The sequence below is a fragment of the Streptomyces sp. NPDC058864 genome, assembly GCF_042742985.1.
GTDB lineage: Bacteria > Actinomycetota > Actinomycetes > Streptomycetales > Streptomycetaceae > Actinacidiphila.
Map to the genome: position 1 here is coordinate 1 of NZ_JBHYMQ010000078.1, position 20,386 is coordinate 20,386.

The 20,386-nt window shown below is 72.7% G+C and carries 24 protein-coding genes; 9 read left to right on the forward strand and 15 right to left on the reverse strand.

Annotated elements, in window-relative coordinates; translation table 11 throughout:
• The first annotated feature begins 100 nt into the window (after positions 1 to 100).
• Complete coding sequence (locus ACFW3D_RS35995) at positions 101 to 1,000, forward strand: alpha/beta fold hydrolase (RefSeq protein WP_500511769.1); 900 nt, start codon at positions 101 to 103, stop codon at positions 998 to 1,000.
• A 7-nt stretch (positions 1,001 to 1,007) separates the two neighbouring features.
• On the opposite strand, the gene ACFW3D_RS36000 is transcribed toward ACFW3D_RS35995, so the two are convergent.
• Complete coding sequence (locus ACFW3D_RS36000) at positions 1,008 to 1,916, reverse strand: NYN domain-containing protein (protein ID WP_450400973.1); 909 nt, start codon at positions 1,914 to 1,916, stop codon at positions 1,008 to 1,010.
• A gap of 231 nt (positions 1,917 to 2,147) precedes the next feature.
• On the opposite strand from ACFW3D_RS36000, the gene ACFW3D_RS36005 reads away from it, so the two are divergent.
• Complete coding sequence (locus ACFW3D_RS36005; protein WP_086020735.1) at positions 2,148 to 2,288, forward strand: DUF8834 family protein; 141 nt, start codon at positions 2,148 to 2,150, stop codon at positions 2,286 to 2,288.
• Between the two features lie 107 nt (positions 2,289 to 2,395).
• Here ACFW3D_RS36005 and ACFW3D_RS36010 read toward each other — a convergent pair whose 3' ends face one another.
• From ACFW3D_RS36010 to ACFW3D_RS36025, 4 genes are all read right to left on the reverse strand, one after another.
• A complete protein-coding gene (locus ACFW3D_RS36010; protein WP_499607007.1) occupies positions 2,396 to 3,010 on the reverse strand; it encodes a MarC family protein in 615 nt (204 codons plus the stop codon).
• A 60-nt stretch (positions 3,011 to 3,070) separates the two neighbouring features.
• The gene (locus ACFW3D_RS36015; protein ID WP_500511831.1) at positions 3,071 to 3,937 is read right to left on the reverse strand and encodes a PHP domain-containing protein; all 867 of its coding nucleotides are present in this window, start codon (positions 3,935 to 3,937) and stop codon (positions 3,071 to 3,073) included.
• 82 nt (positions 3,938 to 4,019) lie between these two features.
• Positions 4,020 to 4,658, reverse strand: coding sequence for a DUF6758 family protein (locus ACFW3D_RS36020; RefSeq protein WP_500511771.1), 639 nt, complete (start codon positions 4,656 to 4,658; stop codon positions 4,020 to 4,022).
• A gap of 166 nt (positions 4,659 to 4,824) precedes the next feature.
• On the reverse strand, positions 4,825 to 5,415 hold the full coding sequence (locus ACFW3D_RS36025; protein ID WP_500511773.1) for a suppressor of fused domain protein: 591 nt from the start codon (positions 5,413 to 5,415) through the stop codon (positions 4,825 to 4,827).
• A gap of 438 nt (positions 5,416 to 5,853) precedes the next feature.
• On the opposite strand from ACFW3D_RS36025, the gene ACFW3D_RS36030 reads away from it, so the two are divergent.
• Positions 5,854 to 6,969 carry a magnesium and cobalt transport protein CorA gene (locus ACFW3D_RS36030; protein ID WP_500511775.1) on the forward strand — a complete coding sequence of 372 codons (1,116 nt, stop codon included), beginning with the start codon at positions 5,854 to 5,856 and terminating at the stop codon, positions 6,967 to 6,969.
• Between the two features lie 10 nt (positions 6,970 to 6,979).
• Here the strand turns inward: ACFW3D_RS36030 and ACFW3D_RS36035 are convergent, their stop codons facing one another.
• A complete protein-coding gene (locus ACFW3D_RS36035) occupies positions 6,980 to 7,927 on the reverse strand; it encodes a DMT family transporter (RefSeq protein WP_500511777.1) in 948 nt (315 codons plus the stop codon).
• A 136-nt stretch (positions 7,928 to 8,063) separates the two neighbouring features.
• Between ACFW3D_RS36035 and ACFW3D_RS36040 the strand changes: the two genes are divergently transcribed.
• Positions 8,064 to 8,591, forward strand: a complete 528-nt coding sequence (locus ACFW3D_RS36040) for a hypothetical protein (protein ID WP_500511779.1) — start codon at positions 8,064 to 8,066, stop codon at positions 8,589 to 8,591.
• Positions 8,592 to 8,601: 10 nt separating this feature from the next.
• Here ACFW3D_RS36040 and ACFW3D_RS36045 read toward each other — a convergent pair whose 3' ends face one another.
• Positions 8,602 to 9,303: a hypothetical protein gene (locus ACFW3D_RS36045; RefSeq protein ID WP_500511781.1), complete on the reverse strand. Its 702-nt coding sequence runs from the start codon at positions 9,301 to 9,303 to the stop codon at positions 8,602 to 8,604.
• 173 nt (positions 9,304 to 9,476) lie between these two features.
• Here ACFW3D_RS36045 and ACFW3D_RS36050 point away from each other — a divergent pair, with 173 nt between their 5' ends.
• From ACFW3D_RS36050 to ACFW3D_RS36060, 3 genes are all read left to right on the forward strand, one after another.
• Positions 9,477 to 10,736: a magnesium transporter MgtE N-terminal domain-containing protein gene (locus ACFW3D_RS36050; RefSeq protein ID WP_500511783.1), complete on the forward strand. Its 1,260-nt coding sequence runs from the start codon at positions 9,477 to 9,479 to the stop codon at positions 10,734 to 10,736.
• On the forward strand, positions 10,700 to 11,227 hold the full coding sequence (locus ACFW3D_RS36055; RefSeq protein ID WP_500511833.1) for a DUF1003 domain-containing protein: 528 nt from the start codon (positions 10,700 to 10,702) through the stop codon (positions 11,225 to 11,227). Before ACFW3D_RS36050 ends, ACFW3D_RS36055 begins: the two co-directional genes overlap by 37 nt.
• 80 nt (positions 11,228 to 11,307) lie before the next feature.
• The gene (locus ACFW3D_RS36060; protein WP_500511785.1) at positions 11,308 to 12,465 is read left to right on the forward strand and encodes an Mrp/NBP35 family ATP-binding protein; all 1,158 of its coding nucleotides are present in this window, start codon (positions 11,308 to 11,310) and stop codon (positions 12,463 to 12,465) included.
• Between the two features lie 121 nt (positions 12,466 to 12,586).
• Here ACFW3D_RS36060 and ACFW3D_RS36065 read toward each other — a convergent pair whose 3' ends face one another.
• The 5 genes from ACFW3D_RS36065 to sigE form a co-directional block, all read right to left on the reverse strand.
• Positions 12,587 to 13,198, reverse strand: a complete 612-nt coding sequence (locus tag ACFW3D_RS36065) for a hypothetical protein (RefSeq protein ID WP_500511787.1) — start codon at positions 13,196 to 13,198, stop codon at positions 12,587 to 12,589.
• Positions 13,199 to 13,276: 78 nt separating this feature from the next.
• On the reverse strand, positions 13,277 to 13,720 hold the full coding sequence (locus ACFW3D_RS36070; RefSeq protein WP_500511789.1) for a sec-independent translocase: 444 nt from the start codon (positions 13,718 to 13,720) through the stop codon (positions 13,277 to 13,279).
• Between the two features lie 133 nt (positions 13,721 to 13,853).
• Positions 13,854 to 15,329 carry a S1C family serine protease gene (locus tag ACFW3D_RS36075; protein ID WP_500511791.1) on the reverse strand — a complete coding sequence of 492 codons (1,476 nt, stop codon included), beginning with the start codon at positions 15,327 to 15,329 and terminating at the stop codon, positions 13,854 to 13,856.
• Positions 15,330 to 15,398: 69 nt separating this feature from the next.
• Positions 15,399 to 16,373, reverse strand: a complete 975-nt coding sequence (locus ACFW3D_RS36080) for an anti-sigma factor family protein (protein ID WP_500511793.1) — start codon at positions 16,371 to 16,373, stop codon at positions 15,399 to 15,401.
• The gene (gene sigE / locus ACFW3D_RS36085) at positions 16,370 to 17,146 is read right to left on the reverse strand and encodes an RNA polymerase sigma factor SigE (protein WP_500511795.1); all 777 of its coding nucleotides are present in this window, start codon (positions 17,144 to 17,146) and stop codon (positions 16,370 to 16,372) included. Before sigE ends, ACFW3D_RS36080 begins: the two co-directional genes overlap by 4 nt.
• A 136-nt stretch (positions 17,147 to 17,282) precedes the next feature.
• On the opposite strand from sigE, the gene ACFW3D_RS36090 reads away from it, so the two are divergent.
• Positions 17,283 to 17,948: an O-methyltransferase gene (locus tag ACFW3D_RS36090; protein WP_500511835.1), complete on the forward strand. Its 666-nt coding sequence runs from the start codon at positions 17,283 to 17,285 to the stop codon at positions 17,946 to 17,948.
• Positions 17,949 to 18,072: 124 nt separating this feature from the next.
• On the opposite strand, the gene ACFW3D_RS36095 is transcribed toward ACFW3D_RS36090, so the two are convergent.
• Positions 18,073 to 18,240 carry a DUF3117 domain-containing protein gene (locus tag ACFW3D_RS36095; protein ID WP_018561471.1) on the reverse strand — a complete coding sequence of 56 codons (168 nt, stop codon included), beginning with the start codon at positions 18,238 to 18,240 and terminating at the stop codon, positions 18,073 to 18,075.
• Between the two features lie 262 nt (positions 18,241 to 18,502).
• Between ACFW3D_RS36095 and chcB the strand changes: the two genes are divergently transcribed.
• Complete coding sequence (gene chcB / locus ACFW3D_RS36100) at positions 18,503 to 19,294, forward strand: 2-cyclohexenylcarbonyl CoA isomerase (RefSeq protein WP_500511837.1); 792 nt, start codon at positions 18,503 to 18,505, stop codon at positions 19,292 to 19,294.
• A gap of 39 nt (positions 19,295 to 19,333) precedes the next feature.
• Here chcB and ACFW3D_RS36105 read toward each other — a convergent pair whose 3' ends face one another.
• Positions 19,334 to 19,924 carry a DNA-3-methyladenine glycosylase I gene (locus tag ACFW3D_RS36105; protein ID WP_500511797.1) on the reverse strand — a complete coding sequence of 197 codons (591 nt, stop codon included), beginning with the start codon at positions 19,922 to 19,924 and terminating at the stop codon, positions 19,334 to 19,336.
• Positions 19,921 to 20,301, reverse strand: a complete 381-nt coding sequence (locus tag ACFW3D_RS36110; RefSeq protein WP_500511799.1) for a cell division protein DivIVA — start codon at positions 20,299 to 20,301, stop codon at positions 19,921 to 19,923. Before ACFW3D_RS36110 ends, ACFW3D_RS36105 begins: the two co-directional genes overlap by 4 nt.
• Between the last annotated feature and the right edge of the window lie 85 nt (positions 20,302 to 20,386).

The window sequence follows — 20,386 nt, forward strand, 5'->3', positions numbered from 1 at the left end:
CCCCTGAGGGGGTGCCCGGCCGTCGGCGTACCGCCTGCGCGGCGCCCGGGGTTGGGGCCCGCGTCGTGTGGGGGCAACCCGGCCCGGCTAGCCTCGCCCCATGAGCCGACCGCCCTTCCTGACGCTGCCCGAGAACGTCACCGCGTACCTCCTGGAGACGGCCCGCGGCGCCTTCGCCGTGCTGGACGCCGTCCCGCCGGCCGGCACGCCGCGGCGCGGCACCGCACTGCTCGTGCCCGGGTTCACGGGCAGCAAGGAGGACTTCGTCGCGCTGCTGGGACCGCTCGCGGCCGCGGGCTACCGCACGGTCGCGGTGGACGGCCGGGGCCAGCACGAATCGCCCGGGCCGCGGGACGAGGCGGCGTACGCGCAGGGAGAACTGGCCGCCGACGTCGTCGCGCAGACCGCGGCGCTGGCCGCCCCGGCCGGCGAGCCGGTGCACCTGCTGGGGCACTCGATGGGCGGCCTGGTGGCCCGGGCCGCCGTCCTGGCCGCGCACGGCGCCGGCACCGCCCTGCCCTGGGCGTCGCTCACCCTGATGAGCTCCGGCCCGGCCGCCATCGAGCCCGCGCAGCAGGCCCGTACGAAGCTGCTGCTGGAGGCGCTGTCGGCGATGGACATGGAGGGTGTGTGGCGCGCAATGCGCGAGCTGGACGCCGAGGACCTCGAGGGCACGGCGAACGCCGAGGGCCCGGTCGAGGAGTTCCTGCACCGGCGCTGGCTGGCGACGGTGCCCGAGCAGCTGGTCGTCACCGGCCGGCAGCTGATCGACGAGCCGGACCGGGTGGCGGAGCTCGCGGCGGTCCCGCTGCCGAAGCTGGTGCTCTCCGGCGCGGTGGACTACGCCTGGCCCGTCCCGTGGCTGGACGCGATGGCCGGGCGCCTGGGCGCCCGCCGGGTCGTCGTCGAGGGGGCCGAGCACTCGCCCAACGCCGAGCGGCCGGCCCCCACCGCACGGGCCCTGCTGGACTTCTGGGACGGAGCCGGGACCGCGGCCTGAGCCCGGTCTACAGGCGCGCCTGCAGGTGCTCCCAGAAGCCGTCGCGCAGCACGCGCCGCAGGTCGGCGTGGCCGCGCAGCGAGATGTTGAGCATGCCCTCGGCCTCGACGAGCAGTTCCTGGTCGAAGGCGGGCGGCAGGTACGGGTGGCCGGGCAGCAGCTCGGCCAGGGAGTCGCGGCCGCGGGTCGCCAGCCACTGCGAGGCGACCCGGGCCCCGACGAAGTGCACGTCCTCGCGGGTCGGGATGGGCCCGGTGGGGATCGGCGCGTCCCCGTAGACGGGGGTGGTGCGCCGGGTGATGTACGGCTTGCAGAAGTCCAGGTCGAGGGTGCGCAGGCTGTCGACCTCCCACAGCAGGGGGTCGGCCTGGTTGCGGCCGTCGGCGGCCTCGATGCCCCACAGGTGGACGCGGGCGCCGTAGCCCTGGGCGGCCTCGACCGCGGACACCAGGTCCTCGTCGCCGCCGATGAGGACGGCGTCGCTGATGGCGCGGTGCCGGGCCAGTGACTCCAGGTCGCTGCGGATCAGGGAGTCGACGCCCTTCTGCTGTCGGCTGGCGTTGAGGTTGCCGAGCCGCACCTTGACGTCGGGCAGTTCGGCGATGCGTTCCTGCTCGGCGGTGTGGATGCGGCGGCGGGCCCCGTCGTACCAGTAGACGCGCAGCAGGCGGCTGTCGGCGAAGAGGGTGCGGGCCCGGTCGATGAAGGCCTCGATGATGCCCTCGGCGTCGAGTTCGAAGGCCCTCCGGTCCTCGGTGCCCGCGACGAGGCGACCGGCCGCGGCGTACACGTACCCGGCGTCGACGAACACGGCGTGGGTCGCCGGGGTCGTGGCGACCTCGGCGAGCACCCGCTGCAGGAGCTCGTTCGTGCGCTCGATGCCGGCGGCGATGGCGGAAAGGGCGTCGTCGTTCATAGAGATCACATTGTCCGGCGGTTCCGTCCGCACACACAACCGGAACCAGGACCGCCGGTACCGGTGGCTACCCACCAGTAGATGCGTGGGAAAAATTTTCTTTAGGACAGGGAAGGTTTTCGCCGGGGCAACTGTTGTTGATACATGAATGACCCCGGCAGGTAACGGCTGCGAAGCAGCCCCGTACTCCAATGGAGGAGTGCCCGGACGAAGGGAGAAGCCGTGAACACCATGCGCTTCGAGATCATGCGCCTCAACGACCAGGACGGCCGTGCCGTCGACTGCACGGTCGTGGACGCCGCCTCCGTCGACCAGATCGTCCAGCAGGCCGCCGCGATCGGCCAGCGCATCTACATCCGCCCCGCCCAGTAAGGCTCCGTCACCCCGGCGCGGCCGTACGGCCGGACGCCATGAACGCGAAGGGCCCCGTACACCTCGGTACGGGGCCCTCGTCGCGTCCGGATTCCGCCGACGGTCCGTCAGCCCTCGCCGCGGATGAAGCCGAAGACCCCGTTGGCGATCTGCTGCACCGCGATCGCCGAGAGCAGCATGCCGGACAGCCTGGTGACCAGCACCACACCGCCGTCCTTGATCAGACGGATGATCACCAGCGAGTAACGCATCGTCAGCCAGAGCACCACGTGCATCGCGGCGATGGCGACCCACACCGACAGCTGCTGCCCGAACCCGTGCGCGCGCTGCACCGCGAGGATCACCGTGACGATCGCGCCCGGCCCGGCGAGCAGCGGCATGCCGAGCGGCACCAGCGCGACGTTGACGTCCTTGGTCTGGGTGGGCTCGTCCGCCTTGCCGGTGAGCAGGTCGAGGGCGATGAGCAGCAGGAGCAGTCCGCCGGCGATCATCAGGGCCGGCACCGAGACGTGCAGGTAGTCCAGGATCTGCTGGCCGCAGATGCCGAAGACGGTGATGACGCCCAGTGCGACGCCGGCGGCCTGCCAGGCCATGCGGCGCTGGACCTTGGCCGCGCGGCCGGAGGTGAGGGCGAGGAAGATCGGGGTGATCCCGGGCGGGTCCATGATCACGAAGAGCGTGACGAAGACCGAGCCGAACAGGGTGAGGGAGAAGAGATCCATGGGCCTAGCGGTGGTGCGGTTGCGGGGGGTCAGGGGTCAGCGGGTCAGCAGGTCAGCGGGTCACGGGACAATCGGCGCCGCGCCGGTCGCCCGGCGGACGATCTCCCGGTAGACCTCGGGGTCGGTGGTGTACTCGCCGAGCCGGACGGTCTTGCGGGTGCCGTGGTAGTCGCTGGACCCGGTGGTGAGCAGTCCCAGCTCCGCGGCGAGGGAGCGCAGGTGGGCGCGGGCCGGCTCGTCGTGGTCCATGTGGTCCACCTCGATGCCGTCCAGCCCGGCGGCGGCCAGGTCGTGGATGACGCTCTCGGGCACGCAGGTGCCGCGCTTGACGGCGGCGGGATGGGCGAAGACCGTCACGCCGCCAGCGTTCCTCACGAGCCGGACCGCCTCGAAGGGGTCGAGTTCGTGCTTCTCGGCGTAGGCACGCCCGCCCGGCCCTATCCACTCGGGGGTGAACGCCTCGGCGATGCTGTCCACCAGCCCCGCCTCGATCAGCGCCTGGGCGATGTGCGGCCGGCCCACTGCACCGTCGCCGGCGATCGCCGCGACGCGTTCCCAGGTCACCGGCACCCCGTACTCACGGAGCCGGGCGACCATGGCCTGCGCGCGGGGCACCCGGTCGTCGCGCACGAGTTCCCGCTCCCGGTGGAGCTCGGGTTCCTGCGGGTCGAAGAGGTAGGCGAGCATGTGCAGGCTCACCCCGTCGATGCGGCAGGAGAGTTCGGCTCCGGTGACCAGGACCGGCGCCGCGGCGCCCGCGGCGTGCAGCTCGGCCAGCGCCTTCTCGGCCTCGGCGTAGCCGCCGACCGTGTCGTGGTCGGTGAGGGCCACGACGTCGAGCCCGGCCGCGGCGGCGGCCCGGACCAGCTCGGCGGGGGTGTCCGTGCCGTCGGAGGCCGTGGAGTGGGTGTGCAGGTCGATTCGCACTCGGGTCACTCCAGGCGCTCTGTGCTCGGACGGATTCAGGGGTTGTGATTACCAGGATAACTGCCCGGCCAACCTCTGAATCTCAGGAGAGCAAGCGCGGGGAGAGCGCCCCGCACGGTACGAGATCGACTTCGGCGCCGGCCTCGCGCAGATCGGTCAGTATCAGCTCGTCGTACATGAGCAGGCCCGACTCCTCGGGCCACACGATCGCCCACAGCCAGAGCCCGAAGGACTCCCCCGCGAAGACCGCGCGGTCCGCCGGCGTCCCGTTCACGTGCCACAGGCCGGTCGGCCTCCCGGCCGCGATCACCTTGGCGGACGGCGGCTTGTCCATGCACATCGCCGGCCCGGGGTCCGGTCCCGGGATCCCGGCGAACCTCGCCCCGAGTCCGACCCCGAGCTCCTCCGCCACCAGCACCATCTCGCCCTGTCCGCCGAGCGGCCCCGGTCCGGAGCACGCCACCGCAGTGGCCCGGCCGCCGCTGCGGTCGTCCCCCGCGGACGCGACCCCGGTGAACAGCCAGCCGACCGGCAGGGGCCAGGGCATCCACACCGGGACGCGCGACCGGCTCACGACCACACCGAGGGCTTCCACGCTCGGCGGGACGACAGGCTGCAACGGGTACACGGCGCCGTGCTCGTCGCACTGCCAGGAGTCGGCGAAGAGTCCGGGCGCCCGGACCCGGCCACCGCACTTCGGGCAACTGGGTTCGCCCCTCATAACGCCCCACGGTCCTCCGGCGGCGTGCCCGCGTCAAGGACGATCACCCGTCCGAGTTCCGCGCGTGGCGCCGTCCTGCGGCAGGTGCCTCCCCCGGCGGGCCACGCCTTGCGTACGCGGCGGACCTGCCGGATCCGTCTGAGGGGGCGTCATGGACCTCCGGAGCTCAGTCCGTCAGCGCGACCGCCGCGCGCAGCGGGTCCCGCAGGTCGGTCCCCGCCCGCAGCCAGCGCTCCTGGAGCGCGCCCGCGCCCCGCACCCGCTTCCAGGCCGCCTCGTTCGCCGTCATCGGCAGCAGCGGGAAGAAGCGGACCGGGTCCATGGGGGCGTCGAGTTCCAGGTCCTCCACGAGACCTCCGGGCTCGGCGACCAGGACGGCCGAGAACGGCGCCCCGGGCCACAGCGGTTCGCCCACGTCCAGCGAATTCCCCGGTGCGACGACGACGCCCTCGACCTGGGGGCTGGCGGCCAGCACCGCGAGCGGCCGCAGGACCTTGCCGGTGTCGGCGCCGCGCCCGCCGCGCAGGGTGAGGACGAGCTCCGCGCGCGGGCCGCGCACCGGGTCCGCGACGACGGTGACGGGGTCGTTCATCGGCGCGCGCGACATGCCGATGGTCGCGTACCGCAGCAGTTCGCCGTCGCGGAAGCGCAGCACCTCGATCCGCTCGGTGCCCAGGAAGGTGACCGCGGCGCGGGCGTCCGGCTCACCGAAGGCCATGCGCAGCCGCGCCTCAACGAGCCCCAGTACGTCGACCATGAAGTGAGCATAGAGCGCGTATGGAACGTGCAAAGCGGCGGCTTCGCGCGGGAGCCGCCTGATAAGGTGGGCCGTCGGCTACGCCGGTAGAGGCGTGCCGCTTTTCCCCCAGCGGGGATCGGCCGGAGGAGGTGGGGCTGCGATGGATCCTAGTCGACCGTGCAGTACCGGCAGCTCTTCCGCCCGGCGACCCTCCTGATCCCCCGCGTTCCGTACCCGGCCACCCGGGACTGAAACCAAAGAACCACGGAACCGCCGGGGAATCCCGGAAATTTCCGCGAGCACGAGCGCGTCACGCCGCTCCGTGCCCGCTCCCGAGGCCTGCCCGGGTCCGCCCCGCCGCTTCCGGAAGAGCTCCCTGAACTGCGCAGTGATCAACGGTGATCACCCCTGCCCTGATCCGCATTTCAGCCCGGCCAGTCCGTGAAGGAGCTTGCCATGTCGATGATCCGCGACCTGCGCGCAGTCGTCCGCCCCGCCCTGCGCAAGAGCAGCACGTCATACGACTACGGCCCGGACCGCTCCCGCACCTCGTCCACCGTGCCCAGCTCGGTCGTGGACTGCGCCGTCTACCGGGACGGCCGCCGCGGCAGCGACCACATCTCACCGCGCGAGGCCCTGGAGAAGGTGCGCGGCGGCGACGAGGGCTTCGTCTGGATCGGCCTGCACGAGCCGTCGGAGCGGGAGTTCGCGGAGATCGCCGAGGTTTTCGGCCTGCACCCGCTGGCCGTGGAGGACGCCGTCCACGCCCACCAGCGGCCCAAGCTGGAGCGCTACGACGACACGCTCTTCATGGTCTTCAAGACCATCCGCTACGTCGAGCACGCCGAACTCACCGCCACCAGCGAGGTGGTGGAGAGCGGCGAGGTGATGGTCTTCACCGGCCGGCACTTCGTCATCACCGTCCGGCACGGCGGCCACGGGTCGCTGCGCGCCCTGCGGCACCGTCTCGAGGACGACCCCGAGCTGCTCGCCAAGGGCCCCTCCGCCGTGCTGCACGCCATCGCCGACCAGGTCGTCGACGACTACCTGGCGGTCAGCGAGGCCGTCCAGGACGACATCGACGAGGTGGAGATCGACGTCTTCTCCGCCCAGGGCAAGTCCCCGCGCGCCACCGACGCCGGGCGCATCTACCAGCTCAAGCGCGAGGTGCTGGAGTTCAAGCGGGCGGTCTCACCGCTGCTGCGCCCGATGCAGATGCTGAGCGAGCGGCCGATGCGCGTGGTGGACCCGGAGATCCAGAAGTACTTCCGGGACGTCGCGGACCACGTCGCCCGCGTCCACGAGATGGTGGTCGGCTTCGACGACCTGCTCAACTCGATCCTCCAGGCCAACCTCGCCCAGGCGGCCGTCGCGCAGAACGAGGACATGCGCAAGATCACCTCGTGGGCGGCGATCATCGCCGTCCCGACCATGATCTGCGGTGTGTACGGCATGAACTTCGAGCACATGCCGGAACTCCACTGGCGGTACGGCTACCCGATGGTGCTGGTCGCGATCGGCGGGATCTGTCTCGCCATCCACCGCATCCTGCGCCGCAACGGCTGGCTGTAGACCCGCACCCTCAAGCGGCCTTCCTGCGGTCCGCCAGGATCACCAGGGCCAGTCCGGCGAGGATCACCACGAGCGCCGGGTAGGCCGCCGCGGGCGGGGTCTGGCCCAGCCAGACCGCCGCCACCAGGGCGGCGCCCGGCGTCTCCAGCAGGATCGCCGTGGACGTGGTCGACGCTCCGAGCCCGCGCACTACCCGGTTGAGCAGGCTGTGGCCGAGCAACTGCGCGGCCATGGTCAGGGCGATGAGCTTGACCCAGGTGCCGCCGTCGTAGCCGCCGAGCGCGGAGCCCGAGGCGAGGCAGAGGGCCAGCAGGGCCACGGCCGTGGTCGAGTAGCAGACGTAGGTGTACGCGGTCGTGCTGACGGTCCGTCGCACCTCCGCGCCGAGCAGGACGTAGCCGGCGGCCGCGATGCCGCCGCCCAGCGCCAGCGCGTCCCCGGCCAGGGCGCGCGGCGACATCGACAGGTCGACGCCGGTCAGCAGCACCACACCGGCGACCGCGAGCGCCGAGCCGAGCCACACCATCCGGGGCGGGCGGTGACCGCGCATCCACAGGAACAAGGTGGTCCACACCGGCGTGGTGGTGGCCAGCGCCGTGGAGGACGCGACCGAGGTCATGGTCAGGCTCGGCAGCCACAGTCCGAAGTGCAGCGCCAGCACCAGACCGGAAGCGAGCGAGAGCCCGAACGCCCGGCGGCCCATCCCCAGCAGCTCCCGCCGGTGCCGCAGCCAGGCGAAGGGGCTCAGCACCCCGACGGCCATGGCATTCCGCCAGAAGGCGATGGCCAGCGCGGGCGCGGCGGTCGCGGCGATCAGCGGCGCGGACAGGGAGACACCGGCGATGGCAACCGCCAGGAGCGCGAAGTCCATGGGCGCCTTCCCGTGCGGGGCTGCGCCGGTCTCGGCGTCCGCCTTCGGTACGGCGGGCGTGGTTCTGGCGGACGGCGCGGCGGACACGCGGGGTCTCCTCGGGGCGGGACGGGACGGTGACCTCCTTAGCGTAAGGCCCGTCCGGGCCCTGAGCTCCTGTCGTCTCACCATGTGTGCGGCACCACGGCGGCGCCCGGCGCGGGCCACGCCATAGGCTGGGCGCATGACGGACACCGTGACGCAGCCGCAGCTGGACCAGGCCCTGATCGAGGAGGCCGTGAAGAAGTCCGGCCTGCTGTGGGCCGACGGTCAGGCCCTGTGGCACGCCTGGGTCGACGGCGCCGTCGTGGTCGTCGGCGGCGGCCCCGGCGAGCAGCCGCTGCCCGGGCCCGGACTCACCGACGGCGGCACCGCCACGGTCACCGTCCGCAGCAAGGACAAGGGCGGCCGGCTGGTCGCCTTCCCGGTCCGGGTCACCGAGCTGCGCCCGGAAGGCGAGGCGTGGACGGCCGCGGTGGAGGAGCTCAAGGGCAAGCGGCTCAACGCGCCGGACGCGGAGACGATGACCGGACGCTGGGCCCGCGAGTGCCGTGTGCTGCGCCTGGAGCCCGCCGGCGACCTCCTGGAGCGCCCCGGCGCGATGGCGGACGGCAGCGGCGCGGCGGCCCCGGTGCCGACGGCCGCGATCACCCGCCGCCCGATCCCCGCGGGCCTGCCGAAGCTGCTGCTGCGGCGCCGCAAGAAGGCCTGAGCCGCGGGTCCTACTGCGTGACGGCCTTGCCGTAGTCGACGACGTCGTCCTCGTCCGGCGCGCGCAGCGTGAAGTCCTTGCCCCAGTCGTCCATGGTCAGCGTGCCTGCGCCGCCCGCGCGTTCGTAGCGCAGCGGGTACGGCTTGCCCTCCAGCGACACGTCGATCGTGCCGCCGCTGCCGCCGTCCGCGGTGACGGCGACGGTGCGGACCCCGCCGACGCTGCGGTGGTCCCCGACGGCGAGCGCGCCGTGCAGCACGAACAGGCCGTCCAGCAGCACCTCCTTGTCGGTGAAGCCGCTGAACTGGTCGTACGCGGGGTCCGCCTCGGGCACCTTGACGTACTTGTTCTTGAGCTTGGCGCCGACCTGGTCGCCGTAGAACCCCGCGCCCGCCTTCAGGTACAGGTCGTCGCCCACCCGCAGCAGTTCGAAGGTGCTGCCCTTGGAGGTGACCTCGCCCAGGCCGCCGTTGCCGCGCAGCCGCATGTCGAGCGTGTAGCTGCGGCCCTTGCTGACGACGGTGCCGGTCAGCCGTACCGTGTCGGCCGCGGCGGCGGCGGTACGGGCGCGCTTCTCGATGGTCCCCGCCGGCAGCTTGCCGACGCCGTTGGTCCCCGCGTCCGGATCACCCGCGCACCCTGTCGCTCCGGCGAGGACGAGGACCGCGCCCAGAAGGCTCACGAGGACGGACGACGTGCGGCCGGGGATCACGTGTTCTCTTCCTCCTGCAGTTGTACGCGCCCGTCACACGAGGGGAGCGGCGAAGCGGAGCCGAAGCTACCGCAGCGTACCGCTGGTCGGGTGAACGGCTGTGAACGCCCTGCGAAGCCCCCGTGGAGCATTACCGCGCGCCCTGCCCGCGGGCGCGGCGTTAGCCTGGCGGCATGCCAGCGGGAAGCTCCCGGGTCTTCGTCTCGCACCTGTCCGGGGTACGGGTCTTCGATCCCAACGGCGACCAGGTCGGCCGGGTCCGGGACGTGGTCGTGATGCTGCGGGTCGGGGGCCGGCCGCCGCGTGTGCTGGGGCTGGTGGTGGAGGTCGTCAGCCGGCGCCGGATCTTCCTGCCGATCACACGGGTGACGGGCGTGGAGTCCGGTCAGGTGATCACCACGGGTGTCGTCAACATGCAGCGCTTCGAACAGCGCCCGACCGAGACCCTGGTCCTCGGCGAACTGCTTGACCGCCGGGTGACGCTCGTCGAGACCGGCGAGGACGTGACCGTGCTGGACGTGTCGATGGTGCGGCTGGCCGCGCGCCGCGACTGGGAGATCGACAAGGCCTTCGTCCGCCGCGGCAAGGGCGGGCCGCTGCGGCGGTCCGGGGAGACGCTGACCGTGGAGTGGTCGGCGGTCACCGGCTTCTCGCTCGACGAGCACGCGCAGGGCGCGGAGGCGCTGCTCGCCACCTTCGACCAGCTGCGCCCCGCCGACCTGGCGAACGTCCTGCACCACCTGTCGCCCAAGCGCCGCGCCGAGGTCGCCGCGGCCCTCGACGACGACCGGCTCGCCGACGTCCTGGAGGAGCTGCCGGACGACGACCAGGTGGAGATCCTCGGCAAGCTCAAGCAGGAGCGGGCCGCCGACGTGCTGGAGGCCATGGACCCGGACGACGCCGCCGACCTGCTGGCCGAACTGCCCAAGGAGGAGCAGGAACGGCTGCTGGGGCTGATGGAGCCGCACGAGGCGGCCGACATGCGGCGGCTGATGTCGTACGAGGAGCGCACCGCCGGCGGTCTGATGACCACCGAGCCGATCGTGCTGCGCCCCGACGCCACCGTCGCCGACGCCCTGGCGCGGGTCCGCAACCCGGACCTGTCCCCCGCGCTCGCCGCCCAGGTGTACGTCTGCCGGCCGCCGGACGAGACCCCGACCGGCAAGTACCTGGGCACGGTGCACTTCCAGCGGCTGCTGCGCGACCCCCCGTTCACGCTGGTCAGCGCGCTGCTCGACAGCGACCTGCAGCCGCTGGCACCGGACACCCCGCTGCCGGCGGTCACCAGCTTCCTCGCGACGTACAACATGGTGTCCGTGCCGGTCGTCGACGACAGCGGCTCGCTGCTGGGCGCCGTCACCGTCGACGACGTCCTGGACCACCTGCTGCCGGAGGACTGGCGCGAGACGGAACTGCACGAGGCGGCGCAGTGAGCGAGGAACGCCCCCGCATCCGCCTGGACCAGCCGCGGGTACCGCGGATCAGCCTGCTGCCCTCCTACGACCCGGAGGCCTTCGGGCGGCTGTCGGAGAAGATCGCCCGCTTCCTGGGGACCGGCCGCTTCATCGTCTGGATGACGGTGGTGATCATCGCGTGGGTGGCGTGGAACGCGCTGGCGCCGCGCGATCTGCGCTGGGACTCCTACCCGTTCATCTTCCTCACCCTGATGCTCTCGCTGCAGGCCTCGTACGCCGCCCCGCTGATCCTGCTGGCGCAGAACCGGCAGGACGACCGCGACCGGGTCAACCTGGAGCAGGACCGCAAGGCGAACGAGCGCAGCATCGCCGACACCGAGTACCTGACCCGCGAGGTCGCGGCCCTGCGGCTGGGGCTCGGCGAGGTCGCCACCCGCGACTGGATCCGCTCCGAGCTGCAGGACCTCCTGAAGGACATCGACGAGCGGCAGCGGGCCGAGGCGGAGTGACCGCCGAGGCCCCGGACCGGGCGGTGTGAACCCGCCCACCGGGGCTCCTGCGGGCACGGTGCGGGACGTACCATCGACGCATGGCTACCGAAGCGTACGGCTCCTCCCCCTCGCCCGACGCGGTGCGCGCCGCGCTCGCGACGGTGAACGATCCCGAGATCCACAAGCCGATCACGGACCTGGGCATGGTCAAGTCGGTCGACATCGCGGACGACGGCGCGGTGCGGGTCGGCGTGTACCTGACGGTGTCGGGCTGCCCGCTGCGGGACACCATCACCAATCTGGTGACCACCGCGGTGTCGAAGGTCGCCGGGGTCACCGGGGTGACCGTCGAGCTGGACGTGATGAGCGACGAGCAGCGCCGCGAGCTGGCCACCTCGCTGCGCGGCGGTCAGGCGGAGCGGGAGATCCCGTTCGCCAAGCCGGGTTCGCTGACCCGGGTGTACGCGGTCGCCTCCGGGAAGGGCGGCGTCGGCAAGTCCTCGGTGACGGTGAACCTGGCCGCCGCCATGGCCGCCGACGGGCTGAAGGTCGGTGTCGTCGACGCCGACATCTACGGCCACAGCGTGCCGCGGATGCTGGGCGCGGACGGCCGTCCGACCCAGGTCGAGAACATGATCATGCCGCCCTCGGCCAACGGCGTGAAGGTCATCTCCATCGGCATGTTCACCCCGGGCAACGCCCCGGTGGTGTGGCGCGGCCCGATGCTCCACCGCGCGCTGCAGCAGTTCCTCGCCGACGTGTACTGGGGCGACCTGGACGTGCTGCTGCTCGACCTGCCGCCCGGCACCGGCGACATCGCGATCTCCGTCGCGCAGCTGGTCCCCAACGCCGAGATCCTCGTGGTCACCACGCCCCAGCAGGCGGCGGCCGAGGTCGCCGAGCGCGCGGGCACCATCGCCGTGCAGACCCACCAGAAGATCGTCGGCGTCATCGAGAACATGTCCGGGCTGCCCTGCCCGCACTGCGGCGAGATGGTCGACGTCTTCGGCACCGGCGGCGGCGAGCGGGTCGCCGAGGGCCTGACCCGCACCACCGGCGCCACCGTGCCGGTGCTCGGTCAGATCCCCATCGACGTACGGCTGCGCGAGGGCGGCGACGACGGCCGCCCGGTCGTCCTCACCGACCCGGAGTCGCCGGCCGGCTCCGCGCTGCGGGCCATCGCGGGCAAGCTCGGCGGGCGCCAGCGGGGTCTGGCCGGTCTGTCGCTGGGCATCACCCCGCGCAACAAGTTCTGAGCAGGCACTTCTGAGCAGGCACTTCTGAGCCGGCACTTCTGATCCGGCGGGCCGGCCGCGACCGGCCCCGGGAACACCTCAGGGGCGCCTCCCGGGCCGGGAGGCGCCCCTGAGCCGTCTCTCACGGCCGGTACGCGGTGATGTCCTTCACCTGGGCCAGGCCGAGGCCGTAGGCACTCATCCCACGCCCGAAGGCACCCAGGTGCACCCCGCGCGCCGATCCGGCCATCACCCAGCCGTACTCCGACTCCCGGTAGTGGAAGGGCGTGGGGACGCCGTCCACCGGCAGGGTGAGCGCCGACCAGTCGGAGCCCTCGAGGTTGTCCGCGAGGTCCCAGGCGATGGCGGTCTGCTGGTCGAGCCAGTCCTGCCGCAGGTGCCGCTCCATCTGGGTGGGCCAGGTGCAGGACAGCAGTCCCGAGCCCGCCAGCCAGGCCGCCGTGGCGACGGAGGTGGCCTCCAGCACGCCGGTGCCGTCAGAGCTGCGCCGGACCGGGCGCTCGGCGACCGTGACGACCACCACGAAGCGGCGGTTGTCGGGGGTGGGCTCGACCTTCACGGACGGTTCGTCGCCGTGGCCGGTGGAGCCGTGCTCGACCGTGCCGTCGGCGTTCAGGCCGACGGGGGCGAGCCAGCGCTCGCCGGTGAAGGCCTCGTCCAGCCCGTACCAGGGGAAGTCGGCCTTGAGATGGCCGTCGACCGTACGATCCGCCGGATCAGCTGTGGTCTCCATACGCGCGACGCCTCCTCCATAAGGGCAAACAAAGGGAGAATAGCCACTCGCGCTGCGTGAACGGGGCAGGCCCCCGTATCAGGTGGCGTCGGAATCGAACGGCGGGGCCTCGCCGGGCGTCAGGCCGTCGCGCTTGCGCAGCAGGTCCGGGGTGCCGGAGGAGCCCGACGAACCCGCCGAACCCGAGCCGCCGCTGTCGCGGCCGTGCACGGCGTCGGTGACCGCCGACATCTCCTCCTTGAAGTCGAATCCGTTGCGGATCTCCTTCAGGCCCAGCTCGTCGTTGTCCATCAGCTGCTTGCGGACGAAGTTCTTCGGGTGCAGGTCCTCGAACTCGAAGTCCTTGAACTCCGGGCCCAGCTCGTTGCGGATGTCGGCCTTCGCGCTGTCCGAGAACTCCCGCACCTTGCGGACGAACTGCATCACGTCCTTGATGACCTTGGGCAGCTTGTCCGGCCCGAACACGAGGACGGCAAGGATCACGAGCGCGACGACCTCAAGCGCGCCTATGTCAGAAAACACCGTGCAGCTCCTCGTGGTCCTCGGCCGGCGGACGGAATCCGGCGGATCTCACCGTACCTGCCCCAACCGTCCGCACGGGAGTGGGCACGGTCAACAGTAAGCCGCGCCCCGGTAAATCCCGAATGCTCCGTGCTCAGTTCCCGCCGGCCGAGCCCAGGGTCAGCTCCACGGCGCGCTCCTTGCCGTCCCGCTTCACGGTCAGCTGCAGAGTGTCACCGGGCCGGTGCGCGCGGATCCGCACGATCAGCTCCTCGCCGTTGTGCACCCGCTTGCCGTCGATGGCGGTGATCACGTCGCCGGGCTCGATGCCCGCCTTGGCGCCCGGCCCGTTCGGGGTCACCGAGTCCCCCTCGCCCTGGCCCTCCGGGCTGACCTGGGCACCGTCGCCGGAGTACTGCAGGTTGATGCTGACGCCGATCACCGGGTGGGTGGCCTTGCCGTCGTTGATCAGCTGCTCGGCGACCCGCTTGGCCTGGTTGACCGGGATGGCGAAGCCGAGGCCGATGCTCCCGCCCTGGCTGCTGTTGCCGAAGGGGTCGGAGCCGCTGTCCGCCGAGCGGATGGCGCTGTTGATCCCGATGACCAGGCCCTTGGCGTCGACGAGCGGACCGCCGGAGTTGCCGGGGTTGATCGGGGCGTCGGTCTGGATGGCGTCGACGTAGCTGACGTCCGTGCTGTTGGTCTCACCGCCCGCGGTGATCGGGCGCTGGGTGGCGCTGATGATGCCGGAGGTGACGGTGCCCTCGAGGCCGTACGGGGCTCCGATGGCGACGACCGGGTCGCCGACCTGGGCGGCGTCGGAGTCGCCGAGGGTCAGCGGGTGGAGGCCCTTGACGCCGCTGACCTTGATGACCGCCAGGTCGTAGCCGGTGTCCCGGCCCACGATCGTGGCGGGCTTCACCTGGCCGCCGTTGAAGGTCACCGAGATGGTGCCGCTCTTGGCGACGCTCTCCACCACGTGGTTGTTGGTGAGGATGTGGCCCTCGGCGTCCAGCACGAAACCGGTGCCGGTGCCCTCACCCTCGTCGCCCTTGACGTGGATGTAGACGACACCGGGCAGGACCTGGGCGGCGATGCCCGCGATGCTGTCCGGGGCCCGGGTGCCGGCCTCAGCGGTGGCCTGCGGCAGGGTGACGTCGGGCGTGCCGCCGCTGTCGTGGACGTAGGCGCCCAGCGCACCGCCGATACCGCCGGCGATCAGGGTGACGGCGATCAGGGCGGCCGCCAGCGGCGCGCGACGGCTCCCCTTCGGCTGGGCGGGCCGCTGCGGGCCCGTGGCGCCCCCCGGGGGCGCCCAGGGGTCGTAGCGGTGCCACTGGCCGACCGAGAGCGGGGGCGCGGGCGCGGGCGCGGGCGGGCCGCTGAGCGGCGGGGGCGCCTGAGAGTGCGGTGGGGCGGCGCCCGCCGGGTGCTGCACGGGCGGCGCGGGCGCCCAGGGGCCGGGCTCGCCGTACGGCGGGGTGTCGTACGGGTCCGGGGTGTGCCGGGGGGCTCCGGCGGGTGCGTCGGGCACGTCCGGGGCGGGCCGGTCCTGCGGCTCAGGGGGAACCGGCGCGACCGTCTCCGGCCGGCTCCACCACTTCGGCCCTTCGGCCTTCCCCTCGTCCACGCTGCTCCCCTACGACGACACGTCCTCCCTGGATTGAACCAGGAGTCGGCGCCGCCCGCAGCCGACCGCTCAGCGGGTCACGGGGAAGTGACCGACCAGGGGGACGACCGAGTCGAGCGGAACGGGCGCGGTCGAGGGGGTCGTGGTGCCGCTCGGCGCGGTGGCGGGAGCGGAAGCGGTCGGGCCGGTCGTCACCGGCGGGGCAAGGGCGGGGGCCGGGGTGACCCCGGGGACGACGAACGCGTCCTGGCCGGTGATCGACTGCTCGGCGCCGGACAGACCCAGCGGCCGGGTGACGGTGCCGCCGGTCACACGGCCGCCGGCCGCGCCGACGCCGTACGGGTGCATGCCGCCGGAAACGGGGTGCAGCAGGTCGCTGGTGGCGGTGCTCCACACGTCGGCGGCCGCACGGGCGCTCCCGCCGGCGAACGGTGTCGCGGGCGCACCGGCGCCGCTGCGGGAGAGCGGGGTGCCGCCGGCTCCGTCCACCGCCGCGTCCAGCGGCAGGGCGCCGCCGAGCGCGATCGCCGCCATGGAGACCGCGCCGGCCGCGGCGAACGCGAAACGCCGCCGGCCGCGGACCCCGCTGGCGGGAGCGGCGGGGCCGACAGGCGCGACCGCGGCGCCGGAGCGGCCGCTCTCGTGGATCCGGAAGCCGCGGGACGCCGAGGCGGACAGCGGGAGCGAGAACTCCTCGCGTGCCTTGCCGAAGAGGCCGCCGCCGAGGCGCTCACCGCCGAGGCTGGCCGTCTCCATCAGTCCGCCGTCGCCGAAGGGCCCTCTTCCTCCGTCGCCGTCACCCCCGGGCAACTCCTGGAGGCGGGCGAGCAGGCCGGCCGAGAGCGCGGGGGGCGCGCTGGCGGCGACGACGTCCTTCATCCGGCGCTGCTCATCGGCCGCGGCCTTGCAGTCGGGGCAGGTCGCCAGGTGCGCGAGCACCCGGTCGCGGGCGTCGTCGTGCAGCTCACCGTCGACGAAGGCGGCGAGATGGTCGCCCAAGTGCTGGTCGGCACACACGAGGTGCCGGCTGACACCGCTGCTCACGTGCTCCCGCCCTCCAGGGCCGGCCGGCCGGTGGCCAGGACGGGCGCACGGCCCGGACGGGCGGCCGGCGCACGGTGCTCCAGCGCCTTGCGCAGGTGCGAACGGCCGCGGTGGATACGGCTGCGCACGGTGCCCAGCTTCACGCCGAGCGTCGCGGCGATCTCCTCGTACGACAGGCCCTCGATGTCACAGAGCACCACGGCCGCGCGGAACTCCGGCGCGAGGGTGTCCAGCGCCTGCTGGATGTCCGCGTCGAAGTGGGTGTCGGCGAAGTGCTGCGCCGGGGACGGCTCACGGCTCGGCAGCCGCTCGGCCGCGTCGTCGCCGAGGGCGTCGAAGCGGATGCGCTGACGACGGCGGACCATGTCGAGGAAGAGGTTGGTGGTGATGCGGTGCAACCAGCCCTCGAAGGTGCCGGGGGTGTACGTCGACAGTGAGCGGAAGACACGGACGAAGACCTCCTGCGTGAGGTCCTCGGCGTCGTGCTGGTTGCCGGTGAGACGGTACGCGAGGCGGTAGACCCGGGCACTGTGCGTACTGACGATCTCCTCCCAGGAGGGGGGCGTCCACGCCTGGTTGTCCCCGTCGGTGGCGAAGGTCGCGTTGGCGGCCACAGTCACGGACTCGTCGGTGCGCGGACGGTCGTCAGCTGTATTGGTCACGGATTTCGGCTCGCCGGCCGACCTGCGGAAGCGCGACAGCACTCCCCGGTGACCCGCCGCAGCCGCACCTCCCCTGTCGGCTCTGGTGGTGTCCAGTAGAGCCCCTACCATAGCCACCTCGCCCGTTAGCTCCGGATAAGTGCCGGGCTCATCGCACCCGGCCCCTGTCGTTCAGGTCCGTCGCAGGTACCAACGCGCGGTCCCATCTGCGGGTTCCCGACCGCAACGGATACAGTCGCCGGGCGGGCTGCAACCGTCAGGCGGACAGGAGAGGGCAATTACCGGCAACCGGCAGGCGAGCTGGGCGTTCGCGGACGCCTTCGTCGCCGAGGACGACGCGCTGATACGAGCCCGCGGGCGAGCTCGTGAGGCAGGGGTGCGCCCGGTCTCCCCCGGCACCGGCGCGACGCTGCGGCTGCTGGCCGCCGCCACCGACGCCAAGGCGGTCGTGGAGATCGGCACCGGCACCGGGGTCTCCGGGATCCACCTGCTGCACGGCATGCGCCCCGACGGCGTGCTGACCACCGTCGACACCGAACCGGACCGCCAGCAGCTCGCCCGCACCGCCTACCGGGAGGCGGGGTTCGCGGGGAACCGGGCCCGCTTCATCCCCGGCCGGGCGCTGGACGTCCTCCCCCGCCTCGCCGACGGCGGCTACGACCTGGTGTTCTGCGACGGGGACCGGCTCGAGTACCCGGACTACCTCGGCGAATCGCTGCGCCTGCTGCGCCCCGGCGGGCTGGTCTGCTTCGAGGGGGCCTTCGCGCAGGGCCGCTCCATGGACGCCGCCCACTCCGAGCCGGAGGTGATCCGGCTGCGCGAACTGATGCGGACGGTGCGGGACAACGCGGCCCTCGCCCCCGTCCTGCTGCCGACCGACGACGGACTGCTCTGCGCGGTGCGGCGCGGCTGAGAATTCCGCCGCCCGGAATGCGCCCGTTTCCGGGCCGGCACCCAAACGGACAAACGCCGAACGGACAAACAAGTGGGCCCCCGGCGCATGCCGCCAGGGGCCCAAGGCTTGGATTGGCCGGTTGTCAGGCGATGGCCTTCTTCAAAGCCTCGCCGAGTGCATCCGCCTCGTCCGGAGTCAGCTCGACGACAAGCCGTCCGCCGCCCTCGAGCGGAACGCGCATGATGATGCTCCGCCCCTCCTTGGTCACCTCGAGCGGGCCATCACCCGTCCGCGGCTTCATGGCCGCCATGCTCGTTCCCCTTCCTGAAACCAGCTCTTCGCACACGGTGGCCCAGGCGCCACCGGACTCGAACACATTGGTTCTCGGCCATTATCCCGCATCGGGTGACCTGATGACCAACATCGGTTCCCATCCGTTCGAGAACCCCGTCCCGCAAAACCGTCCATTTCGGTGATCGCACTCTCCGGCGCGTTTGACGGAGGTCACATGTCCGCGCCGGGCGATCTCCGGCATGCTGACCCCGAACGTGAGCCGCGACGAAGGGGACCACATGGCCGACACCGTGCTGTACGAGGTGAGCGACGGGCTCGCCACCATCACCCTGAACCGCCCCGAGGTGATGAACTCGCTGAACGTCGACACCAAGGTCGCCCTGCGGGACGCCCTGCAGGCGGCGGGCGCCGACCCCGCGGTGCGGGCCGTGCTGCTGACCGCGAACGGCAAGGCCTTCTGCGTCGGCCAGGACCTCAAGGAGCACGTCGGCTTCCTCCAGGAGGAGGGCGGCGGGCCGGCCATGTCCACGGTGCGGGAGCACTACAACCCGATCGTCACCGCCATCGCCACCATGCCCAAGCCGGTCGTGGCGGGGGTCAACGGGGTCGCCGCGGGCGCCGGCGCGGGCTTCGCCTTCGCCTGCGACTACCGCGTGGTCGCCGACACGGCCGCCTTCAACACCTCCTTCGTCGGCGTCGCCCTGACCGCCGACTCCGGGGCCTCCTGGACGCTGCCCCGGCTGGTCGGCCGCAGCCGCGCCGCCGACCTGCTGCTCTTCCCGCGCACGATCGGCGCGCAGGAGGCGTACGAGCTGGGCATCGCCAACCGTCTGGTGCCGGCCGACGAGCTGGCCGCCGAGGCCGCCTCGGTCGCCCGCCGGCTCGCCGAGGGCCCGACCGTCGCCTACGCGGCGGTCAAGGCCTCCATCGCGTACGGCGAGGGGCACTCGCTGCTCGACACCCTGGCGAAGGAGGACGAGCTGCAGACGGCCGCCGGCGCCTCCGAGGACCACCGGATCGCCGTCGAGGCCTTCCTGAAGAAGGAGAAGCCCCGCTTCCTCGGCCGCTGAGCCGGGGCGGCGCAGGCGCGGCAGGGCGGCCGGGGGCGCTCAGCGACGGGCGCAGCAGTCGGCCAGGTGGTCGTCCACCAGGCCGCAGGCCTGCATCAGCGCGTAGGCGGTGGTGGGGCCGACGAAGCGGAAGCCGCGCTTCTTGAGGTCCTTGGCCAGCGCGGTGGACTCCGCCGTGACGGCCGGCACGTCCGCGGTCGTGCGGGGTGCCGGGCGTCCGGCGGGGTCCGGGGCGTACGACCAGACCAGGGCGTCCAGACCGCCCTCATGGGCCTCGCGCAGCGCCAGGGTGGCGTTCGCGTTGGCGATGGCGGCGTCGATCTTCGCGCGGTTGCGGATGATGCCGGGGTCGGCCAGCAGCCGCTCGCGGTCCTCGTCGGTGAAGGCGGCGACCGCCTCCGGGGAGAAGTGCGCGAAGGCCCTGCGGAAGCCCTCGCGGCGCCGCAGGATCGTGATCCACGACAGGCCCGACTGGAAGGCCTCCAGGCTCAGCCGCTCGTACAGGGCAGCCTCGCCGTGCACCGGGCGGCCCCACTCGGTGTCGTGGTACTCGACGTAGTCGTCGGTGGACAGCCCCCACGGGCAGCGCGCCAGGCCGTCCGGCCCGGTCACCACGCCGCGGTCGCTCACAGGCCGTTCCCGGGGGAGCGCGGGTCCTCGGGGGCCCGCGGGGCCTCGTCGGCGTCCTTGACCAGCGAGTGGCCGCCGAGCCGGGTGGCGTGGGCACCGGCCAGCGCGGCCTCCAGGTCGGCGATGTGGGCGTCGCGCTGGGCGAGTTCGGCCCCGAGGCGCTCCAGCACGTCGTCGACGTCCACCATGCGGTAACCGCGCACGGTCACCGGCAGGCGCAGCCGCTCGACGTCCGCGCGGCCCACCGGCCGCTCCGGCGGCAGCCGGTCGTCCACCCGGTCCGGCTGCACGTCACGGAGCACCCCGCCGTCGCCGAGCACCGCGAGGGCGACCGCGGCGACCACCGCGACCAGCGCGATGAGCAAGAACCAGAACAAGACCTCTCCCGGGGTCGGCCCGACGTGTACGCCACGATCGTGCCACGTCGCGCCGTGCGCGCGGTGTGCGGTCGGCGACTATCTT